The organism is Rivularia sp. PCC 7116, from assembly GCF_000316665.1.
Classification (GTDB): Bacteria; Cyanobacteriota; Cyanobacteriia; order Cyanobacteriales; family Nostocaceae; genus Rivularia.
Genome location: NC_019678.1, coordinates 3927312 through 3951784, shown reverse-complemented (window position 1 = coordinate 3951784; position 24473 = coordinate 3927312). Strand labels below are relative to the sequence as shown.

18 protein-coding genes are annotated in these 24473 nt (G+C 37.8%); 8 read left to right on the top strand and 10 right to left on the bottom strand.

Annotated elements, in window-relative coordinates; all coding sequences use genetic code 11:
- Positions 1 to 406 precede the first annotated feature (406 nt).
- Positions 407 to 1084: a pentapeptide repeat-containing protein gene (locus RIV7116_RS33910; RefSeq protein ID WP_015119219.1), complete on the bottom strand. Its 678-nt coding sequence runs from the start codon at positions 1082 to 1084 to the stop codon at positions 407 to 409.
- 460 nt (positions 1085 to 1544) lie between these two features.
- Here RIV7116_RS33910 and RIV7116_RS15360 point away from each other — a divergent pair, with 460 nt between their 5' ends.
- The 6 genes from RIV7116_RS15360 (at position 1545) to RIV7116_RS15335 (ending at position 9116) form a co-directional block, all read left to right on the top strand.
- Complete coding sequence (locus RIV7116_RS15360; protein ID WP_015119218.1) at positions 1545 to 5555, top strand: magnesium chelatase subunit H; 4011 nt, start codon at positions 1545 to 1547, stop codon at positions 5553 to 5555.
- A 354-nt stretch (positions 5556 to 5909) separates the two neighbouring features.
- Positions 5910 to 6134 (top strand): hypothetical protein, encoded by a 225-nt coding sequence (locus tag RIV7116_RS15355; protein ID WP_015119217.1) that lies wholly within the window; start codon positions 5910 to 5912, stop codon positions 6132 to 6134.
- Positions 6135 to 6285: 151 nt separating this feature from the next.
- Positions 6286 to 7596, top strand: coding sequence for a DNA sulfur modification protein DndB (locus RIV7116_RS15350; protein ID WP_015119216.1), 1311 nt, complete (start codon positions 6286 to 6288; stop codon positions 7594 to 7596).
- 527 nt (positions 7597 to 8123) lie between these two features.
- Positions 8124 to 8462 carry a type II toxin-antitoxin system HicB family antitoxin gene (locus tag RIV7116_RS15345; protein WP_015119215.1) on the top strand — a complete coding sequence of 113 codons (339 nt, stop codon included), beginning with the start codon at positions 8124 to 8126 and terminating at the stop codon, positions 8460 to 8462.
- Between the two features lie 79 nt (positions 8463 to 8541).
- Positions 8542 to 8808, top strand: coding sequence for a type II toxin-antitoxin system ParD family antitoxin (locus RIV7116_RS15340; protein WP_015119214.1), 267 nt, complete (start codon positions 8542 to 8544; stop codon positions 8806 to 8808).
- Positions 8809 to 8903: 95 nt separating this feature from the next.
- Positions 8904 to 9116 (top strand): type II toxin-antitoxin system HicB family antitoxin, encoded by a 213-nt coding sequence (locus RIV7116_RS15335; protein WP_015119213.1) that lies wholly within the window; start codon positions 8904 to 8906, stop codon positions 9114 to 9116.
- A 326-nt stretch (positions 9117 to 9442) separates the two neighbouring features.
- On the opposite strand, the gene RIV7116_RS15330 is transcribed toward RIV7116_RS15335, so the two are convergent.
- The 7 genes from RIV7116_RS15330 to RIV7116_RS15300 form a co-directional block, all read right to left on the bottom strand.
- Complete coding sequence (locus RIV7116_RS15330) at positions 9443 to 10222, bottom strand: photosystem II S4 domain protein (RefSeq protein ID WP_015119212.1); 780 nt, start codon at positions 10220 to 10222, stop codon at positions 9443 to 9445.
- An 86-nt stretch (positions 10223 to 10308) separates the two neighbouring features.
- Positions 10309 to 10806 (bottom strand): hypothetical protein, encoded by a 498-nt coding sequence (locus RIV7116_RS15325; protein ID WP_015119211.1) that lies wholly within the window; start codon positions 10804 to 10806, stop codon positions 10309 to 10311.
- Between the two features lie 348 nt (positions 10807 to 11154).
- Positions 11155 to 11538 carry a hypothetical protein gene (locus RIV7116_RS15320; protein ID WP_015119210.1) on the bottom strand — a complete coding sequence of 128 codons (384 nt, stop codon included), beginning with the start codon at positions 11536 to 11538 and terminating at the stop codon, positions 11155 to 11157.
- Positions 11539 to 11896: 358 nt separating this feature from the next.
- Complete coding sequence (locus RIV7116_RS15315; RefSeq protein ID WP_015119209.1) at positions 11897 to 13954, bottom strand: TolC family protein; 2058 nt, start codon at positions 13952 to 13954, stop codon at positions 11897 to 11899.
- Positions 13955 to 14046: 92 nt separating this feature from the next.
- The gene (gene kaiC / locus RIV7116_RS15310; protein WP_015119208.1) at positions 14047 to 15612 is read right to left on the bottom strand and encodes a circadian clock protein KaiC; all 1566 of its coding nucleotides are present in this window, start codon (positions 15610 to 15612) and stop codon (positions 14047 to 14049) included.
- A gap of 78 nt (positions 15613 to 15690) precedes the next feature.
- On the bottom strand, positions 15691 to 16011 hold the full coding sequence (kaiB, locus tag RIV7116_RS15305; protein WP_015119207.1) for a circadian clock protein KaiB: 321 nt from the start codon (positions 16009 to 16011) through the stop codon (positions 15691 to 15693).
- Between the two features lie 127 nt (positions 16012 to 16138).
- Positions 16139 to 16492 carry a KaiA domain-containing protein gene (locus RIV7116_RS15300; protein WP_015119206.1) on the bottom strand — a complete coding sequence of 118 codons (354 nt, stop codon included), beginning with the start codon at positions 16490 to 16492 and terminating at the stop codon, positions 16139 to 16141.
- Positions 16493 to 17409: 917 nt separating this feature from the next.
- Here RIV7116_RS15300 and RIV7116_RS15295 point away from each other — a divergent pair.
- Complete coding sequence (locus RIV7116_RS15295; RefSeq protein ID WP_015119205.1) at positions 17410 to 20802, top strand: ATP-binding protein; 3393 nt, start codon at positions 17410 to 17412, stop codon at positions 20800 to 20802.
- Between the two features lie 340 nt (positions 20803 to 21142).
- Here RIV7116_RS15295 and RIV7116_RS15290 read toward each other — a convergent pair whose 3' ends face one another.
- Positions 21143 to 22951 (bottom strand): glycosyltransferase family 39 protein, encoded by a 1809-nt coding sequence (locus RIV7116_RS15290; protein WP_015119204.1) that lies wholly within the window; start codon positions 22949 to 22951, stop codon positions 21143 to 21145.
- 225 nt (positions 22952 to 23176) lie between these two features.
- Here RIV7116_RS15290 and RIV7116_RS15285 point away from each other — a divergent pair, with 225 nt between their 5' ends.
- On the top strand, positions 23177 to 23509 hold the full coding sequence (locus tag RIV7116_RS15285) for a DUF565 domain-containing protein (protein ID WP_015119203.1): 333 nt from the start codon (positions 23177 to 23179) through the stop codon (positions 23507 to 23509).
- 62 nt (positions 23510 to 23571) lie between these two features.
- Here the strand turns inward: RIV7116_RS15285 and RIV7116_RS15280 are convergent, their stop codons facing one another.
- Positions 23572 to 24402, bottom strand: coding sequence for a hypothetical protein (locus RIV7116_RS15280; protein ID WP_015119202.1), 831 nt, complete (start codon positions 24400 to 24402; stop codon positions 23572 to 23574).
- Positions 24403 to 24473: the final 71 nt, after the last annotated feature.

The following is a 24473-nucleotide window of genomic DNA, read 5'->3' as shown; positions in this document are numbered from 1 at the left end:
ATTAAATATTTTTAAACGCAAAGTGACGCTGAGGTAAACGCAGAGGAGCGCTGAGTTTTTTATTATATTGGTTTATCTCTATGTAAACGGAAAATAAAAATTAACTACCGCTACTTTGCTCGTTGGTGTCGGGAATTGAACTACCGCTGCGCTTTCTTCAATTGCGTAGAGATGGGCTAGTAAATTGATTAGTTTATATTCTACATTCTAAAAGCCCACCTCTACGCCGCTGCGCTAATTGAAGAATAGTTCAATTCTGAAAGTTAAAAAAAATCTATCGGATAATTACTAAAAATCGAATAACCATGATTTTATTATTCAAACAAAATATTTATCTTGTATAGTCACAATTGAAATTTAATCAGGTATGACATAATCTGCTACGAATTCCAATCCAATCCCCAGTTTAAATTTTCCCAACTATATAGATTATCCATCCAATACCAATTTTTAAGTAATAATAATCTCTTTCGCTAATATCTGATTTTATTTGCTGAAATATAAAACTAAATTCCTCAACTGGAAACTTATTTTCTAAAAAATCAATTGAATCAACCTTTACAAGAAAACCCGCTGCTTCTAAAAATTTTTCTAATGTAAAATCTCCTCTTGATGCTGTATCCCACATAAAAACATCAATCGGCTCACCACCTTCAGTATTATGCCAGTTTTCAAGTCCTCGCGTTAATTCTCTAAGTTCTTTAACTAATTCCGTATTATTATTTTTAGATTCATCTACTACAAGTAAATGTGGACTAGATACATTTATCGCTTTATCTATATTTGAACCTGTTAAATCAGCACCAATTAATTCTGTACAATCTAAATTCGTATTCGTGAGAATTGCATTTCTTAAATTAGCTTCTTTTAAATCAGCTTCAAATAAATTGGAACCAGTTAAATCAGCTTCAGATAAATCAACTCTCCATAATCTTGCCTTACTCAAATTAACTTTAATTAATTTAGCTCTGCGAAAAATAACATCATATAAATGAATTCCGCTCAAATCCACATCTCTTAATTCAATACCCGAAAAATCTCTTTCCCCATCCTTATACCTTCTCAAAAATTCTTCTTTATCCATATCAATACAAATTACATCCGAATATTATCTGATATAAGTTGTAGCATTTGCTCTATTTACTCGAATATTATTTAAGTGTATTTTCAGCCGAATTACTTCTGCGATCGCCAAACACTCAAACCCTCAAAACCCCTACAAAAACTAATCTCTCAACAAAACCAACCAACCCCAATCCTCTCCTCAACCTCTTCCCTCAGCGAACCTCCGCGCAAACCTCAGCGCCCCTCTGCGTTAAAAAAACATATCCCTCAACAACCAAATAACCAAACATAAATATTACAAATAATTTACATAAAACTGAGTAAACACTTAACTAAAATGTCAAGTTTTGTAAACAAAAATTTGCCTATAGTTATCGAAATGTGTCAGTTAAGCGACAAAACGCGCATTTGTAGTCAATATCTGATAAAAAATTCTTAATGCCGAACCGAGAACACGCATCATAGGAGTCAGGAAAAGCATGTTCACCCACGTCAAGTCCACCATCAGACACATCAAACCGGAAAATCTCGCTGGCCGACATTTGATAAAGGTGGTCTATGTCGTGTTAGAGTCCCAGTATCAAAGTGCTTTATCACAAGCTGTACGGACTATAAACGATAACCACCCCAACATTGCCATCGAAATCAGCGGTTATTTAATTGAAGAACTCCGAAGTGAAGAGAATTATCAGGAGTTCAAAAAAGATTTAGAAACTACAAATGTTTTTATTGCTTCACTTATTTTTATTGAAGAATTAGCTCAGAAGGTTGTTGCAGCTGTCGAACCCCATCGCGATAATTTCGATGTTGCTGTATGTTTCCCTTCAATGCCGGAAGTTATGCGTCTGAATAAGATGGGTAGCTTTTCCTTGGCGAATTTGGGACAATCCAAGAGCGCGATCGCCAGCTTTATGAAGAAGCGGAAGGAAAAATCCGGTTCTTCTTTCCAAGATGGAATGTTGAAGCTGTTAAGAACTCTTCCTTCTGTATTAAAATATCTTCCCGTAGAAAAAGCTCAAGATGCTCGTAATTTCATGTTGAGTTTTCAGTATTGGCTGGGAGGCTCTGCACAGAATTTAGAAAACTTTCTGTTAATGCTGGCTGATAAATATGTTTTAAAAGATGTCGATCAAAGCAATTTCCAGAAAGTAGAAGATTATCAACTCCCAGTTGTCTATCCCGATATGGGAATTTGGCATCCTTTAGCGACGACAATGTTTGAGGATGTGAAGGAATATCTCAACTGGTATAGCAGCCGTAAAGATATTTCTGACGATTTAAAAGATCCTTTAGCGCCTTGTATTGGTTTAGTATTGCAGCGCACTCACTTGGTAACTGGTGATGATGCACATTATGTGGCGCTTGTTCAGGAATTTGAAGCGATGGGAGCTAAGGTAATTCCCGTTTTTGCTGGTGGTTTGGATTTTTCTAAGCCGGTAGATGCTTATTTTTATGAAACTTCTGCTTTAGCGAAAAATAATAAGGAAGGTACTGCCTTAGTAGATGCTGTAGTATCTTTGACAGGATTTGCTTTAGTAGGTGGTCCCGCCAGACAAGACCACCCGAAGGCGATTGACTCGTTAAAACGGTTAAACCGTCCGTATATGGTAGCCTTGCCTTTGGTATTCCAAACTACTGAAGAGTGGATGGAAAGCGATTTGGGATTGCATCCAATTCAAGTTGCTTTGCAAATTGCGATTCCGGAATTAGATGGAGCAATTGAACCGATAATTTTATCCGGTAAAGATGGCGCTACTGGAAAGGCGATCGCTCTACAGGATAGAGTTGAAGCGATAGCGCAAAGAGCGGTTAAATGGGCTAGTTTGCGTCTTAAGCCCAAACTAGATAAAAAAATTGCCATTACTGTATTTAGTTTTCCCCCGGATAAAGGTAACGTGGGAACCGCAGCATATTTAGATGTATTCGGTTCCATATACGAGGTAATGAAAGCCTTACAAAGTAATGGCTATGATTTACCCGAATTACCAGGAAGTGCAAAAGAGTTGATGGAAGAAGTCATCCACGACGCTCAAGCACAATATGCAAGCCCCGAGCTAAATGTTGCTTATCGGATGTCAGTTCCCGAATACGAAGAATTAACACCATATTCCCAACGTTTGGAAGAAAATTGGGGGGCACCTCCAGGTGAGCTAAATAGCGACGGACAAAATTTATTAGTTTACGGCAAGCAGTTTGGTAATGTATTTATAGGAGTACAGCCAACCTTCGGATATGAAGGAGATCCGATGCGGTTGTTATTTTCCCGCTCAGCAAGTCCCCATCATGGTTTTGCTGCTTACTACACTTACCTAGAAAAAATTTGGGGTGCCGACGCAGTACTTCACTTCGGTACTCATGGCTCCTTGGAATTTATGCCAGGAAAGCAGATGGGAATGTCTGGTGAATGTTATCCCGATAGTTTAATTGGTACAATTCCCAACTTATATTATTACGCTGCTAATAATCCTAGTGAAGCCACAATCGCCAAACGTCGCAGCTATGCCGAAACAATTTCTTATTTAACCCCCCCAGCAGAAAACGCTGGTTTATATAAAGGGTTGAAAGAATTAAGCGAATTAATTGGTTCATATCAAACCCTCAAAGATACTGGCAGGGGAGTTCCCATTGTCGATACCATCATGGATAAAGCCCGGATAGTGAATCTTGATAAAGATATCGACTTACCGGAAGTTAGTTCTAAGGAAATGTCCGCAGAAGAGCGCGATAACATCGTTGGTAGCGTCTACCGTCGGTTGATGGAGATTGAATCGCGACTATTACCATGTGGATTACACGTAGTTGGAAAACCTCCCACGGCAGAGGAAGCGGTTGCCACTTTAGTTAATATTGCTGGGTTAGATAGAGAAGAAGAAGGAATTATCAGTTTACAGCGGATAATTGGTAATAGTATTAATCGCGACATCGAAGAGATTTACCGGAATAGCGATAAAGGCATTTTACAAGATGTAGAATTGCTGCAACATATTACCTTGACAACAAGAGATGCTGTTGGTGCATTAGTTAAAGCCCAAATCGACGCAGAAGGAAGAGTATCCCGAGTTTCCAAATTGAATTTCTTCAATATGGGTAAAAAAGAACCTTGGGTAGAAGCTTTACATCAAGCTGGTTATCCCAACGTTGATAAAGAAGCTTTAAAACCTTTATTTGAATACTTGGAATTCTGTTTACAACAAGTATGCGCCGATAACGAATTAGGAGCATTACTCAAAGGATTGGAAGGAGAATACGTTTTACCTGGCCCCGGAGGAGATCCAATTCGTAACCCCGACGTTTTACCCACAGGTAAAAACATCCACGCCTTAGATCCCCAAGCAATCCCCACAATGGCAGCAGTGAAATCTGCCAAAGTTGTCGTAGATAGGTTGTTAGATAGACAAATGCGGGAAAACGGCGGCGAATATCCCGAAACAATTGCCTGTGTATTATGGGGAACCGACAATATTAAAACCTACGGGGAATCACTAGCACAGATAATGTGGATGGTAGGCGTGCGCCCGGTTCCAGATGCTTTGGGTAGAGTCAACAAGTTAGAATTAGTACCCTTAGAGGAATTGGGAAGACCGAGAATAGACGTTGTAATCAACTGCTCTGGGGTATTCCGCGACTTGTTTGTCAACCAAATGAATTTATTAGATAGGGGCGTAAAAATGGCTGCGGAAGCAGACGAGCCTTTAGAAATGAATTTTGTTCGCAAACACGCAATGAAGCAAGCCGAAGACATGGGAATTAACCTGCGTCAAGCAGCAACTCGCGTCTTTTCCAATGCAAGTGGTTCTTATTCTTCTAATATCAACTTAGCCGTAGAAAACAGTACTTGGGATAGCGAAGCAGAATTACAGGAAATGTACTTGAAACGTAAATCCTTTGCATTTACCGAAGATAATCCCGGAATGATGGAAAATTCCCGAGAGATATTTGAGAGTACTTTAAAGACAGCAGAAGTAACCTTCCAAAATTTAGATTCTTCGGAAATTAGCTTAACTGACGTTTCCCATTATTACGATTCAGATCCAACTAAAGTAGTAGCTGGTTTGCGGAAAGATGGTAAAAAGCCAGTTGCTTATATGGCAGATACTACTACTGCAAACGCACAAGTTAGAACTTTGTCAGAAACCGTGCGCTTGGATTCTCGAACTAAATTGTTGAATCCGAAGTGGTATGAAGGGATGTTGTCTCACGGTTATGAAGGTGTGAGGGAATTATCTAAAAGGTTAGTAAATACAGTTGGTTGGAGTGCGACAGCCGATGCTGTAGATAACTGGGTTTATGAGGATAGCAACGAAACCTTTATGAAAGATAAGGAAATGCAGGAAAGGTTGTTGAACTTAAATCCGCATTCTTTTCGGAAGATGGTTACTACGTTGTTGGAAGCGAATGGTAGGGGTTATTGGGATACAGATGAAAGTAATCTTGATAGATTGCGGGAATTGTATCAACAGGTTGAGGATAAGATTGAGGGGATTGAGTAGGTAAAACGCCATTACTCTTAAAGGGTACGGCTTAAATTTAAGTATTAAATTCACTAAACCGCTTTGTTTGTACAAACAAAGCGGTTTTTTTGTTAAATAGTTATTTTTAATATTTTTATCCTTAAATTAAATTTAATAAGATACTAAATTTTAAAACTTGTGTTTTTGAGCTTCATATGAAATATAAGCTTGATTTTTAATAAAAAATTGAATTATAGCACTAGAAATACTCAATTCAAATATCTTTATAGTAAATAAATACTAGAGTAAATTTTTGATAAAGTTGCCGGATATGAAAAAACTCAGCTTAATTCATGCGGTAAATTATTTTTATGTTTTAGAAGGAAAATTGTCATGGAATTAAGTATTATCTTTAATAAAAAAGATACTTTAGTAGCATTCGCAATGAATTACGTAAAAAAATTAGGTAAGAAGCCAAAGTATTATCCAGAGATGGATGAAAAACAAATAATTGATGAAATATATAATTATCAAAAGGTTTTAGATGAAACTAAAGAAATTTTTATTGAAACACTTATTCAATTTTATAGAGGAATAAATAAGCTAAATCTAGAATAGCAATTTGATTAAAGTCGAAAAAACTAATTTATAGGCTAATTGATAAAAACTAAATAACAAGCAAGTAAAAACTTACTTGCTTGTTATTTTTCCAAGATTTTTGCAAAAAAATAGATTAAAAAAATAACTAAGTTATATAAGGAGTTTATAAGTGTCAACTGTAATTTCATGCGTACATGGACAAATGGGTAATACAAATTATTATCAAGCAACTATGAAAGCTAGCGAACTTGTAAAAGTGGTGCGTCCTGCTAAGGAGCTTGATGAATGGTCAAATATGAGTATTGAAGACAGACTTCAACGAGAACCTGATATTAAAAGAATAGAAGAACAGATAGCTCCATATATAGCTAAATCACAAGATCGTTTTTTTGGTGCAGTGATTGTTCTTGTTTATAAAGGAAAAATTGTGTTTGAAAGTATAAATAAATATGTAGATACTGAAGCTCCGGAAGCTTATAAATCAGCAGCAGATTCTATAGGAATTATGACAATCAAGGGTGGTACTTATATCATGCTTGACGGTCAACATCGTCTTTTAGCTCTTGAGAAAATAATTAAGAATGATATTGTAGGAGATTGTCGAGAAGAAGTTCCAAACGATGATATCTGCGTAATTTTTATCGAGCATGAGAGCAATGAAAAAACACGACGTATTTTTAATAAAGTTAATCGCTATGCTAAACCAACTAGCAGAGGAGATAATATTATCACAAGTGAAGATGACCGTAGCGCTATAATTGCTCGGAAATTATTAAGTGATGGTGCACCTTTGGGTATCCAGGTAGAAGATACTAAGGGAAACAAAGATGTAATTGTTGAGTGGAAGAATAATACTATTGCAGCCAGAAGCATTAAACTAACTACTATCAGCGTTGTATATGAAACAGTAAAGTTGATTCTTTCCAGTGAAAAAATACCATTAGACCAAAACTCTCGACCTTCAGAAGAAGAAATTCAGCAATATTATGAGTTAGTAGAAAAGTTTTGGAGTAGTGTTTTGGATGGACTACAAGCTTATCAAGATGCAATAGCTAACTGTAGCGAAATCCCAACAATGCGTAAAGATGAAGAACCATATTCGCTCTTGTTCAAGTCAACAGCACAAATTGCTTTATTTAAAGGATTAATTGCTGCAACACGCAAAGAAGGCTTAAATCTAGAAGAAGCAGTACGAAGAGCTAATCAAATTGATTGGTCTATTTCCTCAACAATTTGGAAAAATGTGCTTGTAACTCCAAGTGGGACTATTACTAGAGCGCAAAAAGCACAAAATTTAGGAGGTAGATTGATTGCTTACTTGATTGCTGCGGACAAGATGACACCTGAAGAAATTGATGTTATTCAACGAGAATACAATAGCGCACAGGGAATAGACGTTAATAGTCCAGATATTGAGTTAATACCCTTACCTAAACCTGTAGTCGAACTTGTTTTAGAAACAGTAGAAGCTTCTGCTTAATTTTAGAAATTACCAGCTTCACCTTCTTTAATTATTTTTGCTGGAAACTGCTATTACCGTAGTTTTCAGCAAAAAATGAAAATGGCGATCGCACTCTTACACAAATTAATCTTTTTCTTATAAGCTACTATGAATCGTAGGTTGGGTTAGACACGAAAACCAAATTGAACTTGAAGCGAGAATTGATCTATCGTGTCGTAACCCAACATTAGGGTTGTGAATAAACAATATTGTGCTTCCCCAAACGTAAAATATTGTATAACACCGACAAATCAATGTTGGGTTAGGTTGCAATTTAATTCCTAATAAATAACTATTTTCTCTGTGCGCCGTGAAGCTAACCTACAATCTATACAATAATAATCTCAGCCCGTGAAGACGGGCTTTGTTCCTGTAGCCCCACCCTTCGAGGGTGAGGGCGTTTTTGTTAATTACGAAAAGTGCAATATTCGGAAAACCTCACCAATGCAATCGTACTTCTCTTGATATCTTCAGATGATATCATCGGCAAAAGCAGAAATCGAACTATGATGACTTACAAAGGCTACTCAGCAATTATCGAAGTAGATACAGAAGCAGAAATACTATTTGGTAGAGTTATTGACATAAATGACGTAATAACATTTAAAGCAAAAACGATTGATGAAGCACGTCAAGAGTTTCATAATTCAGTTGATGATTACCTTGCTTACTGTGAAGATTTAGGTGAAGAGCCTGATAAACCTTTTTCTGGTAAACTTCCTTTCCGTACAACTCCAGAAAATCACCGTAAAATTTTTATTGCTGCTAAAAAATCTGGTAAAAGTATTAATGCTTGGATGGATGAAGTATTAACAAATGCTGCTGAAAAGTTTATTAATGCTTAGTTATAGGGTGCTGTGACGGCTAAAAGCGATTGCGTCATAATAAAGAGTAATTATATCTTTATCCACAATCAAAAAAATCATGAATATTCAACTCAAACCCGAAGATGAGCAATTTATAAGGGCGCAAATTGCTAGAGGTACATATGAAAATCCCGAACAAGTTATAAGTAAAGCACTAAAACTACTAGAAGAGTGGGATAAAGACTATCAAAAATGGGTTGAAGAAACTCGTCAAAAAGTAGAAGTCGCTGTTGAGCAGTTAGACAGAGGTGAAGGTATTGATGGGGAAGTTGTAGTTGAGCGACTGCGAGAAAAGCTACGTAAAGCTAGAGATAATCAATCATGAAACAACATATTATCTCCCCAGAAGCAAATAAAGATTTAGAAGAGATTATCCATCTTTATTTTAAGGAGTTATTAACATAAGAGAAGAAGAACAAAATGAGGCTTCACTACAAAATAATCCTCTACTACAGTCAAGAAGACGAATCATTCATCGCAGAAGTACCAGAATTACCTGGTTGTGCTGCTGACGGTGAAAGTTATCAAGAAGCGTTGCAAAATGTAGAAGTTGTGATGCAAGAGTGGATTGAAACTGCTCAACAATTGGGACGTAATATTCCTCAACCGAAGCGAGGTTTGATGTCAGTTTAATTTGAATATTTACTATTAGCAGTGCGCGATCGCATCATAATCTGTAACACACCCAACATCATAACAATGCTAGCCCGTGAAGACGGGCTTTGTTCCTGTAGCCCCACCCTTCGAGGGTGAGGGCGTTTTTGTGCGATAACTTATCGAACATATCGAATAGTCATCATAATGCCGTCACGCACTAATTAATTGATAATGATGCGTAATGGTAAATTTAAAATATTGCGTTGTATATGATAACAATGGTGCGTGACGGTATGTTTAAAATATTACGTTACAGTTGATAAATTATCGTAACCGTCACAGCACCCTACAATCTATATTTCCTAAACAAATTTCGTCAACTGCATCCGATAACGCTCTTTCTTAGTAACTGCAATTTCCCCAACTTCTAAACGCCCTTTACCTCGAATTGCAATCAAGTCTCCTGTTTTTACTTGATGGGAAGCTTGTTTAATTTCTTTCCAATTCACCCGCACGTCACCAGCATTAATAAAATCAACCATTTTACTGCGAGACATGCCGAAACCGGCTGAAGCGATCGCGTCTAATCTTAAAGAAGCTTCTACTGTTGTTAATTCTTTCTTTTTCGGTTCTCTTATCTTTAATTCGCCAAAATCTATCCTTTGAGTCTTGACAGGAACCGAACGTACCTGAGTCAAACTTGTTTCCAAAAAATCAGCCAATTCCGGAACAACGATTACCTGCGCTCCACGTTCGCCAAGTACAATAATATCGCCGGTTTTTTCTCGCACAATACCGGTTCCTAACATCGCACCCAAAAAATCGCGATGTGTAGCGGTATCAAACAAAAAATTACCAGCTATATTCAAAGCAACAAGCTCAACTTGCGACTCATCCAAAGGAAGTTCGTTGCGAGCAATAGCAATTCTTTTTCTTTCAGCTTGGGGATATCCACCCCACGCTAACAACTCCACCTCAGTCAACTTACTAAAACCTTGCTGAGCTTCTGCCAATTCCGGAGGTGAAAGAAAGTCGGTAAAAACAACTTCCCAAGTTCTGATTGCTTGCTCGGCACAATCAATTACACGAGCTACAGTATCTCTATTTTCAACGTTCTTTAAAAGTTCTTCTCTTGGCAACATTTTGTCAGTTATCAATGAACAATTATCAATAGTTGGCGGTATAAACTGTTTCTTATTTTCCCACACCCAACCCCCAATCCTCGGGCTTACTCCGCAGCGTAACCTTGCAAATTCTCGGGTTCAAGCTGACGTAAAATTCTGGTGGTTTCGCGATTCAGGCTTTCGGCTCCTTCAACCACAATTATGTATTTACCGGCATCTAAGCGGTTGCGGTATGGTAAAGCATCACCGCTACCAGTGACTAAACCGACTCCACCGCCAACGAAGATAGCGCCTAAAGCCCCACTTCCAGCACCTAGCAATCCTCCGATGATACGATTACCGATATCTCCAGCCCAGGCAAAGGTATTTAATCCAGTAATTAAATTAAAAGCAAACCCAGCAAAAAAACCAAATGGAACCAGCCAAAAAGACATAAACTTAGCTTGCTTTTTAGCTTGTTCTTTAGGGTCAATTAAACCAAATTCATCAGCAGATTTATAGCCTCTACCGAGTATGGTACTCTTAATTCCTTTTTTTTCTAAAGCTGTGAAAGCTTCTTCTGCTATCATCCTGTCTGGAAATACTGCTACGAGATAGTTCATTGATGTTAAAGCTTTTATCTGATCGTAATGACGGCTCTAACTAACAGCCTACCAGTACCCGATGGCATCAATTCGATTTCTTAATTACTATTAAAGGGTAATTGGGCATTGGGCATTGGTAACTAACTATCTACTGGTAACTGGTAATGGGTAATGAGTAATTGGGGATTGCTAACTAACTGTCCACTGTTTACTGATAACTGATAATTGGTAATTGGTAATGGGTAATTGGTAATAGGCAAATAATGAGATTGGAAGATGGAGAAAATATATAACATCTAAACCAATGCCCCATGCCCCATGCCCCATGCCCAATCACCCATCTGCCATGCCCAATTCCAACTTTTTCTAATCTTCAGTAACTAAATCTAAAGGTTCGCAAAATTCTGGAATGCCCTGCTTGAAAACGTAAAGTAAAACCGGAGTTACCAACACGGTGGGGAATGTCGGAGTTTTTTGGATTTGTTCCATCAGTTTATCTACCGAGCCAGATTGTAAATCCGAACGGTATTCTTGCTGACAAATAAGCGATCGCCATTTTTTCGCCAAACTATCTAGCCATTCAGAATTAGCAATTTCTGGCTGCTGCCCAGCTTTAATAGCCAAATTCATCGCAGCATCTTCTAAATCTCCGTCACAATCCTCAATTAAATCGAGTGCTTGTAAGGCTGGGGGATAATTAGCAAATGTAGAGCGAAATTGAGCAATTTCTTGTGATGTAACTGTAGTCATACGAATACTATTATTATCAAATAATCCTACAGTATTTTAACTACAAAAAGTTAGCTATAATACAAATTCTGTAATGGCTAGAAAACTATATGTAACTGATTTTCGGTCATAAGTTGCTTTAGACAACAACACATACTTTGCAATACTAGTTTTTATGGGAGATTTTTCTGAGAGCATCTTGTTCTGGATCTGTCAGCATTTCCCCTATGAGAAAATACAAAAATTACTCCTAAATAACTAAAGAAGACCCCAATAACTTTGAATAAATAAAATTAGTCAAAAGTTTATAGTTATAAATTAAAAGTCCTGAATTATAAACAATAACTAATAACTGATAACTAATGACTAATAAAAAATATTAACGCAATCCCCGAGAAGTAACGGCACGCTGTAAGCTAGCTAAAGCACGGTTGTAATCCAAGATTGCATTTACTCGATTACCTTCGGCTGTTGTTAAAGCATTTTCGGCATCAAGTACTTCTAGCTGAGTTCCCACACCAGCTTGGAAACGCAAACGAGCTAACCTCAAAGATTCTCTAGCTTGATTTAAAGCAGCTTCGGAAGTTTGCACGTTTTCCAAGTTAGATTGCAGGCTCGAATAAGCTTGCTCTACTTGAAAGCGAATTTGATTGCGAGTACTAGAAAACTGAGTTTCTGCTATCTCGGTGTCGGCTTTTGCTTGTGCAGCCTGCGCTCTTGATGCACCACCATCGAATAAATTCAGGTTTGCTTGTAATGCGATGCTGTAACCGTCAGTTAATCCCACATTATCGTCAAATCCATCAAGCAACTCGTAGTTAGCAATAAGACTGACTTGCGGACCTAACTGGGACAGCGCTTCTCTGCGCTGCTGTTGGCTGATGTTTCGCTGTGCTATTTGCTGCTGCAATTCCGGACGGTTTTGATAAGCCAAAACTATACTGTTTTCCAGTGATTGCCTCCACAAACCAGCTAACTTGACCGCATCGGCTGCTGAAAGAGTGGCTGACTGTGCCAAATTCAACCTTGTCGCCAGAGTACGACGAGCAATTCGCTGTTGGGAACGAGCATTAGTTAACTGTTGCTGGGAGTTTGCTAAGTTAACTTGAGTACGCAACGAATCGAAGCGCGTACCAACACCAGCTTGTTCTAATGCTCTTGCATCTCGCAAACTAGCTTCAGCGTTAACTACAGCAGCTCTGGATATGCGAACTTGCTCGTCTGCTTGCTGCAAGTTGTAATACTCGGTAGCTACGTTAAGGCGAATTTCTTCAGATAAACGCTCAACGTCCAATTCTTGCAAACGCACCTGTTCTTCAGCTTGACGAATTCGCGCACCCCGCGCTCCGGAGGTAAATATATTGTAGTTGAGTTGCGCTCCACCACTGAAAGCAGTACTGGGTGAATCATCCGGAAAGTTAGGAGAATCAGAAGGAATACCAGCATCGCGGGCTGCTTCACCTGAAAGTTGTCCCGATGCAGACTGCTGACGAGCAACTTGAGCGTTTAAACCCAAGTTAGGCAGTAAAGCTGCTCGTGCTACCTTTAACCCAGCTTGCGTCCGTTCTAGCTGCAATAAACTTACCTGTAACTCCTGATTATTCCGTCTTGCCAACTCAAAAGCTTGTTCCAAAGTAAGTGGTTGATTTTGTTGAACTCTTACTTCAGAGGGCTTGGTAGGATATTGCAGGGGATTGGCGCTAGGTTCGAGACCATTTGGAATTGAAGTCGGACCCTGTAAAGATGGTCTGGTAGGCTGTACGGGAGCGGGAGCGATTGACTGGGCTAATTCTAATTTTTTATTAGGAATAGAATTAATCTTTTTACAAGCTGAAGCCGCTGAAGCTGACAAAAGATTTTGCAGTTTTGGATCTTGCCCTGTAGGACAACTTCCTACTTTTAACAGTTCGGCAGATCCTGGCCCGGTTGCAATTCGCTGTAATTTTTGAAATATTTTATCGTCCGGTTTTTTGATTGCTACGGCTGCAAATTTCTTTATTCCCGACGAATCATTATTAGCGTCAAAAACTTTTCTAGAAGCAGGTTTTTTTAATGCTTGGGTGGAACTTCTATGGGAAGCTGTTTTCAAGCTATCGTTGTTTCGATTTTGATTCTTTTTCTTTAAAGCATTGATTATAACTCCTGTTTTACCAGTTACATTTGCTCCTGAAATACTACGATTGTCCGGTTTTACGCCGCCTAGCTTTACTCCTGGGGGAGTAACTGGTGCCGGATACTTTCGACCCTCCGTATCTTTTAAAGAAGTAAAAGTGTTACTTTGTACTTCATTGCTACTTGTACTGGTAGTAAAGATACTTGGATAACGACCCACTTGCGAGTTATCAACAGTCACAGTTTCAGCCCAAGTAGGCTGAGCTGTCAGAACTGCTGCTGTCACACCGGGTAAGAAACTATTTAATATTTGCTGTGCTTTCACCGCATTTCCTCACACTACAATCAAGCGGCAGAAACTTATTTCTAACCACAGACTATATCACGCTTAGAACCCTGACTATGTTAACTCGGATGCTAAGAATCAGATGTTTGCTCATCTTCAAAACTCCTAACAATACGAGATAATTCCGCCTTTTCATCGATACTAACGCGACTGGGCACTCCACTGATAATTCTTTCGTAATCTTGGAATGAATTTTTGATTTGGGGACCATCACGAGTTATGTTGTATTCTCTGATACCCTTATCGTGCCAAGAGCCGCGCATTTTAAATACGTTGACTGCTCGGGACATTTCTCCACGAATTTCTACATATTGCAATAGGATAATCGTGTCAGTAATAGTAGAAATATGAGAATCAGTAATCGAATTTGAACCTAAAAAATGGGTAGTGGTATTAGTAAAAAAGCCAGTGATTTCTTCTTGTTTGGCGTAACCCGTTACACCAATAACAAATTGTCGGAATGCATTATTAGAAACCCCCCGATCCAAAGCACTAAGAGAATCGATAGCAATGCGGGAAGGTTTAAACTCAGAAATTTCTGACTTAATAATTTGTAGGTGATCTTCTAAGCCAGTTGATTCGGGATAAGCACAAATTATTTTGAGCAATCCTTGACGCTCTAGTTGCTCGAAGTCAATTCCCCAAGAAGTGGCATTTCTTGAAAGTTGAGCGCGGGATTCTTCATAGGCAAATAGTATCGAGCGTTCGCCTTGATGGCAACCTTCTTGTAAAAATTTACTGACTAATAAGGTTTTCCCCGTACCGGTAGCCCCTGTAGCCAAAATAATCGAATCTTTAAAAAATCCACCCCCGCACATCTTATCTAGAGATTCAACTCCCGAAGATACGCGAGCGTTTGAAGAACGTTGAGTTAAACGCATGGCACCTAATGGGAAAATATTTATTCCTTGATTGGTAATTGTAAAAGGATATTCCCCTTTCATATGAGTCGTACCGCGCAATTTGAGAATTTCAATCGTCCGTCTGCGACGCTCGCCTTCTAAAACATTACGAAAAATTATGACGTTATCGGATACAAATTCTTCTACGCCGAATGTTGCTACCGGACCGTATTCTTCTCTTCGCTCGGTTGTCATTACGGTGGTAACGCTCAAACCTTTTAAACGTGCAACTAAACGAAAAATTTCCCGTCTGACTAATCCCGCCGCCTCATACTGCTGAAATATTGCCGTTACCGAATCAATGGAAATACGTTTTGCTTTGTATTTTTGAATCGCGTATTGCAACCGCTCTATCAATCCGGATAAATCAAAGTTACCGATAACTTCTTGACCTTCGGGATCTGGAGAAGCATCAAGGATAAATAGTTGACCATCATCAATTAACTGTTGTAAATCCCAACCAAATATATAAGCGTTTCTGATAATATCATTGGGAGCTTCTTCAAAAGTGACAAAAATCCCTGGTTCTTTTAAGTGAGTAATACCGTTGTAGAGAAACTGTAAAGAAAACAATGTTTTCCCCGTACCAGAGGTACCGCTGACCAAAGTTGTTCTACCTTTAGGCAATCCACTATGAGTAATATCATCGAAACCCTCTATCAAGGTGCGAATTTTTTCCACACCTCGATTTACTAAAGGGTTGCTACTGTGTAGCGGTTTTTTTTTCTCGCTCATTGCTTATTAATTACAAATAGTAAATTGGCTCCGCTTATTTAATAACTAGAGTCCGTTTATTAACATCTATATAGTTTACTATTCCCAGTTGTTTTCTTGTTCGTTTAATTGTGCATCCAATAAATTTAAACCAATTAAGACTCTTTCTTTATCCGATAGATCCCCAATTATTTTACGAACCGGCGGTGGTAAAATTTTTGACAAAGTTGGAGTAGCCAAAATTTTGTCTTCTTCCGCTTGCTGTGGATTCTTTTGCACATCGATAACTTTTAAAGCATAAACTCCTTTAAATTCCTGCTCTAATATTGTTTTAAGTGTTTTTAGCGCCTGTACCGAGTTTGGCGTATTACCCGATACATACAATTTCAGAACATAGGTCTGACCATCTTGATGGTTCATACGAAAGTTTATGGTGGAAAATAATTCTAAGAGAAAGCAAAAGTGAATTTTTAACAGGTTTTAACAGGTTTAAAATAATAAATATTTATTTTTCATTTATTTATCTTCTGACAAATAACCAAAAACATCAACCCTTAGAAGTACCAGAGCGTCTATAAATTTCACATAAATGAGCCAACATATCAATCAATGTCAAGCGATAATCAAGAAGTAACGAATTATAATCGCTTCTACCTTCTATTTTTAGCTGCTTGGCAAATTCATCAACTAATTCCATATGAATCTCAATAATTTGAGGCACGGGGATATTAGCACGAAATATTGCATGAATTAATTTATCTATTTTTTCTTTTAAATTGATATCGTTGGTAAAATATTTAATCAGAATTTGGCGGTACTCGGATTTGACCTGTTGTAACATTTCTTTTTTCTGATTTGGATTCATTTGCTCAAAAACGAGCATAATTTCAGATTGTGACATCTAACTACATATCCATTTTTTCCCTACGGTGAGTCTTTTATAGCAAAACATCAAGCCTAAATATATTTCTATCAAAACAAAGACAGCCATTAATTTTAGACCGAGTAAATTATGTTAAACAAACTTGCCGTCTTTGTTGAATAACATGATGTAAATGGTGTTTGCACAAAAACGATGATATTAACCTCTACTATCTATCTTCGGCATTTTTTTTAATTCATAGAATTGAATTTAAAGATTGATAGTACAGTTTTTTCAATTTTAGAAAATTAGCATCTAAATCCAGAACAGATAAATTTATAATTTCCATTGCTTTAATCTAATTTGACTAACTTATGAAACATCGACGATATCCAATTTGTAATTGTTTAACTATCCGAAAAGGAATTTAGTATAAATTAGTATAAATTTTCATAAATATAAATACTCGGTTTTTTGTTGCATTTTACGGATGAAAGTCTTATGCTTAAAACAAAATAAAAATGACTATCCATTGGTACATTTTAAAAATAAATTATCAAATAATAAGTTTGATTAAGTAAGATTAAAAAATGTCGTAATTTAAATCATTATAATTCCTAAAGATTTTTAGGGGAATTTTAGAGTAATAATTGTTTTAACAGCTGCTGTCGATGTCAGGGGTATTAACCCCGCCCTAGGACACTTTTAAAAGTCTCTTAAGTGCATCCTTATAACAGCAAAGGGAGAAACCGCCGCACGGACAACTCTTGTAAGACAAGTAAGCTCTGGCGAGGTCAAGTTTCATCTTGAGTCAAGCATGGAGTTTCCGCTCAAAATCGTCCTGTAATGTCATGGTATTCCTCAAGTCAGGTTTATTAAGACTTGTAAAAATACAAGGCAAGCAGTGAGTTAGTGATGCCGGATGCTTCCTAGGGAAGAATAACTCCAAAAGGCATATGTCAATTCAACATTACCCGCTTTACGACTTTATTACTCAAGCTCGCAGAGTAAGCGAAACTACTCCTCTAACTCATGTGCTGTCAATGTTCGAGCAAGAGCAGCATTCCCAGCAGTTGGTAGTAGTAAGCGAGCAACAAATTCCTCGTTATTTGCTCGATGCAAATAATCTGCTAGGACTTTTGATTTACAGAAAACAGGACGAGTCTGGAATCACACAAAAATTTGATTGGAATCAACCAATCTCTTGTTTGGATAAACAGTTCGTCAAACCGATCCAAATCTTAAGCTCTTCTTTAAGTTTAGAGCAATTTGGTTCTAAATTGCGCTCTGAAAAACTGCCAGCAAACTTTCAAAAGTGGGTGCTGGTGGATGAATATGGTAAGTTTTTAGGACTATTAGATAGTTCTAAGTTATTGAGATGTTTAGCATTATTAGATAGAAAAAGCGAAAACCTATCTGTAAATTTAAGCTATCATCAGGCAGAAATTTATCAAGAAGCGGGTAGTGCGATCTCGGTTATTCCCAGAACTTCGGTAAAGAATATCAATTTGGATAGTGCTGAAGTTATTAGTTACGCGAATGCTAAAAATAAAATTAACCAGCGCAAAAGTCGGGATAAGAGTCAGTTGGAGTACAAGTATGCAACACAATTACTTCAGGCACTTCCTTGGGCATTGATGTTAGAAACAGATACCCAAGAAGTAGTGTCGCAAAACCAACTATGGTACGAACAACTTGGGGAATTAAAAGATCCACAAGGAATAAAAGAGCTTTGGGAAAAGACAATTGAAGGGAATACAGTTTCACAGACAGATTTTGTCAATCCTGAGTTCAGCAAAAAGGATGTAGGTTCGACGTTAAACCGCTGTTTTATTGATAGCGAACCTGGTAGCTGCATTTGTATTGTGGAAATGCGAGATGGAGAAGAAAGGGTTTGGCGATTTACTAAAATACCAGTAAATATTACAGATGATGAGTTTCGCGATTTAAGGAATCAGCAAAGCTGGAGTCAAGAGTTAAAAGTATTACAAACAAAAGAGAACTCTTCAGAAACTGGACAATTGTGGTTAGTTTTGGCTACAGATATTACCGAGCAACAGCAATTAACTCAAGAACTAGCAGCCAAAAATGCTGATTTAATTCAACTAAATCGTTTAAAAGATGAATTTTTGGCTTGTATAAGTCATGAATTGAAGACTCCTTTGACAGCAGTATTAGGATTATCCCGTTTGCTATCCGATCAGCAGTTAGGAAAACTCAACGATCGGCAAGCAAGGTATGCCCAATTAATTCATCAAAGTGGTCGTCATTTGATGAGTGTCGTCAACGATATTTTGGATTTAACTCGCATGGAAACAGGTCAAATGAGCCTGACTCCGACAAAAGTTAACATCAAAAAAGTTTGCGATCGCGCTTCAAAAGAAGCCAAAGATATTCACGCTCAAACTACAAAAGCAACAGCATCAGAGCTAGACGAAGACTATCAATTTCGTCTTGATATTGAGCCAGGATTAGAAGAAATTATTGCCGACGAATTGCGTTTGCGGCAAATGTTGATTCATTTACTTTCCAACGCCTATAAATTTACTGAAGCAGGCGGAGAAATTGGCTTACAGGTAAATAGTTGGGAAGGTTGGATTACCTTTACCGTTTGGGATACGGGTATTGGTATTGCCGATAGCCAACAACATTTGATATTTCAAAAGTTTCAGCAGCTAGAAAATCCGATGACTCGTCAACATGAAGGAACGGGTTTAGGATTGGTATTAACTAGGGCTTTGGCTAGACTTCATGGTGGTGATGTCAGCTTTTTATCGCGTGAAGGTTACGGAAGCCAATTTACGTTGCTTTTGCCTCCATCTCCTCCTCACACAATAGCCGGGGAAATCGGCTCAAACGATAGCGAAAACTGTTCAGACATTACTCAGAAAGTGATAGAAGATACACCATTACGAGATTCTCCTTCTCTTAAAGAATTATCTATAGAAAATATTCCTGCTTACAAAAACAACTTTAAATACTCCAAAAATCAAGATTCTATTGCCAAGCTAAAAACTTTTCCCAACAGTTTAGTCATGGTTGTAGAAACAGTAGCGAGGTATATAGAAGATTTCACCAAGCATTTAAGCACTTTAGGATACCGAGTAGTAGTAGCTCGCTCAGGGTGCGAAGCATTGGAAAAAGCCCGAAGACTGCAACCCAAAGCTATTTTTATCAATCCTCTGTTACCTTTACTTTCCGGTTGGGATGTATTGACATTGATAAAATCGGATACTTCAACTCGTGATATTCCGGTAATTGTGACGGCTAGCGCGGCAGAAAAAGAGCAAGCATTTAGCAATCGTGCAGATCGTTTTCTGACTTTGCCAGTCAAGCATCAAGCTGTAGCAGAAATATTAGAAAGCTTATACGATAAAACTGCTGAAGAAAAACCAGAAGATGTTAAAAATTGTGGTAAGTCAGAGCCGAAAACTCCATTACGAATATTGAGATTAGTTGAACCTGAAGTAGAACCGTTAAGTTATGATTCATCTTTAGGAAAACATAGAGTTATAGAAGCAGATGATTTAGCACAAGCGCAACTTTTAGCTCGGGTTTGGAAGTTTGATGTGGCTTTATTAGATGTAGAAATGCCCCTTGCTCAAACTTACTTAAATAAAATCAGTGACAGTAAGATTTTGGCGGCTTTGCCATTGGTAACTCGTAATGTAGAAACTACCCAAGCAGCATCGCAAATTGCCCAGCTTTCAGTATTTCCTTGTCTAACAAAATTAGGTAAAGACAACAAAATTGATAAAGACAAAGCACCTACTTTGTTATCAGTTTTACAAATAGCTGCTGGCGTATGTTGTCCTCCGAGCATATCGGTTTTAGATTTAACTATAATACCGGATTTACCGGGAGCAATAATTGACTCTGAAACAAAGGAAACCCAGAAAAATAACCGCAAAGCAGTTCACTTGCCCTGTAGCACAAAACTTTCTTGCCCTTTAAAGGAAGAAGAAGTCGAAACAAATTCTCGTCCAACTGAATGGTTTCAAGCTTTAGTTCAATATCTACAAACGGCAGGCTTAAAGTCTTCCATGTGCAATACTTGGGAAGAACTATTACAGCAAATACGTCATGGCAGTGTAGATTTACTATTAATTTGCTTGGGAGAATCTACCATAGAAGTAACTGCTGAATTTGTAGTAGAAGCATTAGAACAGATGGGTTTAGACTTGCCCCCACTGCTATTTCTCGATCAGCGATTAAATTCCGATCGCGTAGAGTTGGAAAAATTTGATACTTCAGAAAATATAGCTGCCCAGGTATTACCTCGTTCAATTTCAATGGAAGATTTATTGAGTAGAATAAATCAAGCATTAACAGCAAACAGGGAACAGTAATCAGCTATTAGTTATCAGTAAAACTTAAGAAGTTCTAGTTATTTATTTTGTATTTGTAAGATGCGTTATGGCTTCATCTTCAGCGCACCCTACAGATGCTTAATTTTTTCAATATTCCTTCCAGAATTTTTATAGTAAATATTACTGCTTCCACCAATAGAATTAAAAAAGGAAGCATTTCAATAAAGGTAATGTTTTATATTTATTCCAACTACAAAACAGGTTGTAGCGCAAGCATCTTGCTCGTATTAAGAAAATAAGTTAAATGACTACACCAACACAAATCCCCCAATCTACCAAAAGAGGGGGATAAGCATAACGTCTTATTAATGCGAACTAATTACTGATTACTAGTTTTCACGCGAATCAAACCATAAGCTTGTTTGACATCTAAATTTTCATAATCAGTTGATTGTAAACCCATTTTAGGAAACTTTTTTGGTTGTGCTAAAACAATTACCGATTCAGATTCAGTTTGATTTTTAATATAGTTTGCGGCTTGTTCGTTGCTTTTAATATAGTTAATTTTACGTTGGCTGTAAAAAGCTACGCTAGGCTTTTTAAAGCCAACCATAATTATTTCTTCGCCCGGTTTTTGTACCCTTGCTGCTAATTGAGATAATTGCTTTAAAGGTAGCTGACGACTAGCATCCGATACAAATAAAGCTGGAGTCAGAACTAATACCATGAATGCTGTAAATGCCAACAAATTGATACATATTAAATGTAAATAACGCCGACGTATCAAGAAAACAGCAATAATTACAGCAGCAGCCAGCCAAATTATGCCACCTAAAACTGGTAAATTAGACCTTTGTAGCATTTGAGGAAAATTAGGGGCTGCGGGATCGTAACCGATCAAACTGCTAATTTTAAAGAATGCAAATCCTATAGCCGAGACGAAGACTACGTTTAACCATCCGCTGGCTTGCATGAGAGGTGAAGAGAGCAATACGGGAGCCAGTGAAGCGGAAGCAGAAACGTTTTGAACATTTTGCTTCTCTTTATTTACTATCAAATCACCCCATAACAACGCGATTAAAATACCAGCAGCTGGCATTAATGGTAGTACGTAGCTTGGTAGCTTGGTAACGGCAATGGTAAAGAAACTAAAAATACCAATAAACCAGCAAAAAGCAAATAAGCTAAGTTGTTGATAACGTTCTGAAGATATCCATGATTTACGCTGCCAAAACTTGATTCTTAGCATCGCAGCAGGTAAATAAACCGAGTAAGGAGCAAAACCGAGTGCTACGACTATAAAATAAAAATACCAAGGAGCCGAATGTCCGTTAACAACATCTGTAAAGCGTTCGACATTATGCAAACCAAAGAAGGAATCAATAAAGCTCCAACCATTTTGCCAAGTCACCAATACATACCAGGGGATTGCCACAGCACAAATAACGAGCATACCCCGCACAAGCTTAGCTTCCTTTACAACCTGCCAAAAATTCCCCAAATAAATTAAAAATAGAAAAATAATGAAACCTGGTAAAACAATACCTACAGGTCCCTTAGTTAAAATAGCTAACCCAATTAATACATAAAAAGCAAAATACCACCGTGCTTTTACGGGTGATATCGCAGGTTGAGAATATCCTTGAAAAAAGCATAACAAAGCAGAAGCCATGCATCCAGTGAGCAGCATATCCGAAACGCCTGCTCTACCCCAAACAATCATTTCTGGGTTAAGACCTATTACCGCAGCACCCAAGCCAGCCGTAAACCAACGCCGAAAAGGACGGTACACCCCTTGCAAACCGTCCATTTTGGCTTGATGATAGTACAAAGTATAGAACGCCAAACCAATCAAACCGAAAGCCGCGATCGCAGAAGGTAAACGTACAGCCCATTCATTTACCCCAAAAATCATGTAAGCTAAGGCTTGACACCAGTAAATCAAAGCGGGTTTATCAAAACGAGTTTCACCATTAAAATAAGGCGTAATCCAGTCACCAGTAAGATACATTTGCCGCGAAGCTTCCGCAAACAGTGGTTCTGTCTCATCGATTAAGCTGAAACTTCCTAAATGCCAAAAAAATGCTATCCCCGAGACCAAAATTATCCATAAAATTGATAACATCACAGCTAGAGCCGGACGCTTTGAACTATTCTTCCACCAATGCTTGGAAAGACTTTGAATCATCAGTTTATAATCAATAAGACACTAATTATTAGTTGTTAATAATTGGTTGTTAGTCAATGGTAAGAGACAACAGTACCACTCCACATTAAAATGACTCTGACAAAAATACTCGGTTCCTTTCTTCTCGGGAGTGGGAGAGGAAGACAGTGAGCAGTGAACAGTTATGAGTCGCGAGTTAGAAATTACCTATTACCTATTACCTATTACCAATTCCCTATTATAAAAATGCAAAATACCCGCTTAAATTCTTTATTCGATTTAATTGTAAGGAACCTAGCGCTATGGTTTCTCAATCCTTGGCGAAGAATATCGCTGTTGATGATTAGTTTTTTGTTCGGTTTTTTTATGGGAACGGTAGCCGCTACAACAGCAGGACAAAGAGCAGTTTTGGATATTGTTGTCGCTGCATTTTTAGTATTTTTGACAGAAATAGGTAGTCGGATAGTTTACAGAAGACCACCCAAAGAACGGCGACTTCTTTGGGTGGAATCACTGAATTTTTTAAAAGTTGGCTTTATTTATAGCTTGTTTGTAGAAGCGTTTAAACTAGGTTCTTGAACAATAAGGAATAATATAAGACAATTCCCCATTCCCAATTCCTAATCATTAATTACTTACCATTACTCACCAAAATTTACGGTCATTTGATAAACCCGTACATCTAAAGGTTCAAGATTTGGGTTAGTTGAAGATAATTCTATGTCACCGGAGACAGCTCCATATTGCTTGGGGTACTTTCCATATACATTTTCATCTCCTGGATTAAGTGTCAGGGAAAGTTTACCTCGATATTTAGATAATTTGGTATCTTTGAAATTAACTAAACCACCATAATCCCAACCAAATCCAGTCAACTTAAACTCACCCAATATTTCACGTAATCCGCTCAAAGAGGTTCCAACCCCAATACCTTCGGGGGTTTTCCATTGACTACCAAAACCTCGAATATATAGTATTTCTTTACGAGTTTCATCTTTCCAAAAAATTGTCAAAGCACCTGGTGTACCTTGATTAACTTTGGTAGCTGGAACTGAAACTGTGCCTTCAACTTGTAAGATTGTTTCATCTTTTAAGTTCGATTCACCATAGATTTTAACTAAATCTGCGCGGGTAGTTTCAGCAGTAATCGAACCAACACGTTTTCCTGGAATTATTAAAGTATCGTTGACTGCATCCGATTTAGAATTATCCACCGCAACAGGTTGATTTTGAGATGAACTAGCTTGTGAATTATCTGTTTTGCTGGAATTGTTTGCTACTACAACTTGTCTTTGAGGTGAATTAGCTGCTTGCGATTTATCTACCGCAACAGGATTTGACGATTGAGTTGTAGCTTGCGAAGTTTCTTCTGGTATAGAATTAATCGTTGTTGAGTTAACGGAATCTTTATCCGAGCAACCTACTATTAGAGCTAAAGCAATTACAGCAAGACTCTTGTTGATTGAAATCATTTATATACCTGACGCTGATAGTAATTATAATTAGAAAAATATCTGTTCTATTTTACACTTCCAAGCAGATA

What these genes read in the sequence shown, in the direction of transcription:
- RIV7116_RS33910 (WP_015119219.1), bottom strand. Translation starts at nt 1,084, where the DNA reads ATGGATAAAGAAGAATTTTTGAGAAGGTATAAGGATGGGGAAAGAGAT.
- RIV7116_RS15360 (WP_015119218.1), top strand. Translation starts at nt 1,545, where the DNA reads ATGTTCACCCACGTCAAGTCCACCATCAGACACATCAAACCGGAAAAT.
- RIV7116_RS15355 (WP_015119217.1), top strand. Translation starts at nt 5,910, where the DNA reads ATGGAATTAAGTATTATCTTTAATAAAAAAGATACTTTAGTAGCATTC.
- RIV7116_RS15345 (WP_015119215.1), top strand. Translation starts at nt 8,124, where the DNA reads ATGATGACTTACAAAGGCTACTCAGCAATTATCGAAGTAGATACAGAA.
- RIV7116_RS15340 (WP_015119214.1), top strand. Translation starts at nt 8,542, where the DNA reads ATGAATATTCAACTCAAACCCGAAGATGAGCAATTTATAAGGGCGCAA.
- RIV7116_RS15335 (WP_015119213.1), top strand. Translation starts at nt 8,904, where the DNA reads ATGAGGCTTCACTACAAAATAATCCTCTACTACAGTCAAGAAGACGAA.
- RIV7116_RS15330 (WP_015119212.1), bottom strand. Translation starts at nt 10,222, where the DNA reads ATGTTGCCAAGAGAAGAACTTTTAAAGAACGTTGAAAATAGAGATACT.
- RIV7116_RS15325 (WP_015119211.1), bottom strand. Translation starts at nt 10,806, where the DNA reads ATGAACTATCTCGTAGCAGTATTTCCAGACAGGATGATAGCAGAAGAA.
- RIV7116_RS15320 (WP_015119210.1), bottom strand. Translation starts at nt 11,538, where the DNA reads ATGACTACAGTTACATCACAAGAAATTGCTCAATTTCGCTCTACATTT.
- kaiC (WP_015119208.1), bottom strand. Translation starts at nt 15,612, where the DNA reads ATGAGCGAGAAAAAAAAACCGCTACACAGTAGCAACCCTTTAGTAAAT.
- kaiB (WP_015119207.1), bottom strand. Translation starts at nt 16,011, where the DNA reads ATGAACCATCAAGATGGTCAGACCTATGTTCTGAAATTGTATGTATCG.
- RIV7116_RS15300 (WP_015119206.1), bottom strand. Translation starts at nt 16,492, where the DNA reads ATGTCACAATCTGAAATTATGCTCGTTTTTGAGCAAATGAATCCAAAT.
- RIV7116_RS15295 (WP_015119205.1), top strand. Translation starts at nt 17,410, where the DNA reads ATGTCAATTCAACATTACCCGCTTTACGACTTTATTACTCAAGCTCGC.
- RIV7116_RS15290 (WP_015119204.1), bottom strand. Translation starts at nt 22,951, where the DNA reads ATGATTCAAAGTCTTTCCAAGCATTGGTGGAAGAATAGTTCAAAGCGT.
- RIV7116_RS15285 (WP_015119203.1), top strand. Translation starts at nt 23,177, where the DNA reads ATGCAAAATACCCGCTTAAATTCTTTATTCGATTTAATTGTAAGGAAC.
- RIV7116_RS15280 (WP_015119202.1), bottom strand. Translation starts at nt 24,402, where the DNA reads ATGATTTCAATCAACAAGAGTCTTGCTGTAATTGCTTTAGCTCTAATA.